This window comes from Bartonella sp. MU70NMGDW, assembly GCF_042194085.1.
GTDB classification, from domain to species: domain Bacteria; phylum Pseudomonadota; class Alphaproteobacteria; order Rhizobiales; family Rhizobiaceae; genus Bartonella; species Bartonella grahamii.
On record NZ_JBHIMK010000240.1, the window covers coordinates 1 to 1,777 of the forward strand.

A 1,777-nucleotide genomic window follows, 5' to 3' on the forward strand; every position below is an offset into this window, starting at 1 on the left:
TGCGTTACCAAAAACAACTTCGCACCAATATTTGATCTGGGCATAGTGCCTTTTGACTTTTGAATGTTGTTGAATTTGGGTGGAAATTTCTTCTTCTGAAAGAGTTTGTTTTTCCCTTTGAGAATGAGACGGTTTTTTCAGAAGTTCAGCGACGGCCGTCTTTCCCATTAAACGTTCATAGTTTTTGAGTTCTTGCTCTGGAGATTGTAAGAGGCTCTCTCTTGCTTGTTTTACAGCTTCAGTGTAACAATCAATGGTGACAGTGAGAGCGGAATAACTCTCTTCCGCTTGTCTGCGTGTTTGATTTTTGATGCCCAACATGCTGGTGCCGGAAAGTTTCGCGATACTTTCAGGATATGCTGCCATGCGCCATGAGAGTTCTTCTCCTGCAGCAGGATTTCTTTGAATTTCCTGCATTTTTTCTTGTAAAATGTCGGGGTTGCCATAGGCATTTGCAGATAAACGTTGAATTTCTTCTTGATAGGTTCGAACCAATGAATGGTGTGGAAGCAATTGAATGATTTCTTCTTCTGAGAGAATTTTTGCTGCCCTTTGGGTAACTTGAGGAGTAACTGTTGTGTGTGTCGTTTCAGGTTGTTGCTGCCTTTTGTTAGAGCCGCCTCTTGTGAGAGGCGTTGTTGCATTTGTTGATGCATGTACAGTTTCTTCTCTTAAAAGAGAGAGTCTTTCCTCATCTTTTTCCGGTATCGTTGATAGTCTTTTGCTTTTGCTTTTTGAAGGCGTTTCTTTAGGGAGGGGTTCTCCGCCTGATACTTCTGCTGCTGCTTTTTCATAGAGCTCTATAAGTTCTTGTATTGAAGGAGATGGAAAAGGATAAGGGTGATCTTTTTTCATGCATGTTTCCTTTTAAGAATTGTTTTAGAAAACCTCTTTGGTACACACTCTCGCCCTTTATGATTTTTATAAGAAGATATCAAAATTGAGTGGTCTCCAAAGATCTGCGCTATTTGCAACTAGTCTAATGGAGCTTTGTGTCTTTTATACAGTTTTTTTGTGAAATTTTATCAATAAGTTATCATAAATGAGAGAGCCCATTTTTAGGACTCTTTTTTGTAACATCTTAAAACAATTTTTGGCGCAACCGTAATGAAACTATTTGCGCCAAGAAACTCTATGAAAAAGAGATTAAACGAAAAACAAAAACTATCGTCTTTATGTTTATACCCCCTTACATGGCATAAGCCATACCGTGTCTTTGTCGTTGTCGGCTGTGCTCTGGACTGCTGTGTTCTTGTCCTCTTGTGTGATGATGACGATGATGAGATCTTTCAGCTTGCTGAGAATTTTCTTGAAGGCGTCTTTGCTCTGCTTGAGGGGTTTGCAAAAGCCTCTCCTTTGCCTCTTTTACAGCCTTTGTATAACCATCAATGGCATCAACGAGTGGTTTAAAACCTTCTTCAGCTGCTTTGCGTGTTTGACTTTTTAAGCCAAGTGCGGAGCGGCCAGCAAGTTTATGTATAGATTCAGGATTTTCAGCAAGTTGATTTGAAAGGTCTTTTCCTTTACTGGGATCTGTAAGTATTCCTTGCAAGTGTTGCTGGAAAAGCGTGTCATTGCCATAAACGACCTTACCCCAGTGCATAACCTCTTCTCCATATGCTTGGACATGTGGGTTTTTTAAAAGTATGACAGTTATTTGCTCAGCTGTGAGGGAAGATGAAGGTCTTCCTCTTTGTTGAGGAGCAACCTTTGTATAGTCTGTTTCAGGATCTTCTCTCCTTTGATGATGGTGTCTACCTTTTGAAGGAGAAATACT

At 40.2% G+C, this 1,777-nt stretch carries 2 protein-coding genes; both read right to left on the reverse strand.

Annotation, left to right across the window (positions count from 1 at the left end):
* Nucleotides 1-855: BID domain-containing T4SS effector (locus ACFIKE_RS10085; protein ID WP_375649711.1), on the reverse strand; the 855-nt coding region annotated here is incomplete at its 3' end.
* 334 nt (nt 856-1,189) lie between these two features.
* A partial coding sequence (locus ACFIKE_RS10090) for a BID domain-containing T4SS effector (RefSeq protein WP_375649713.1) occupies nt 1,190-1,777 on the reverse strand: 588 nt, incomplete at its 5' end.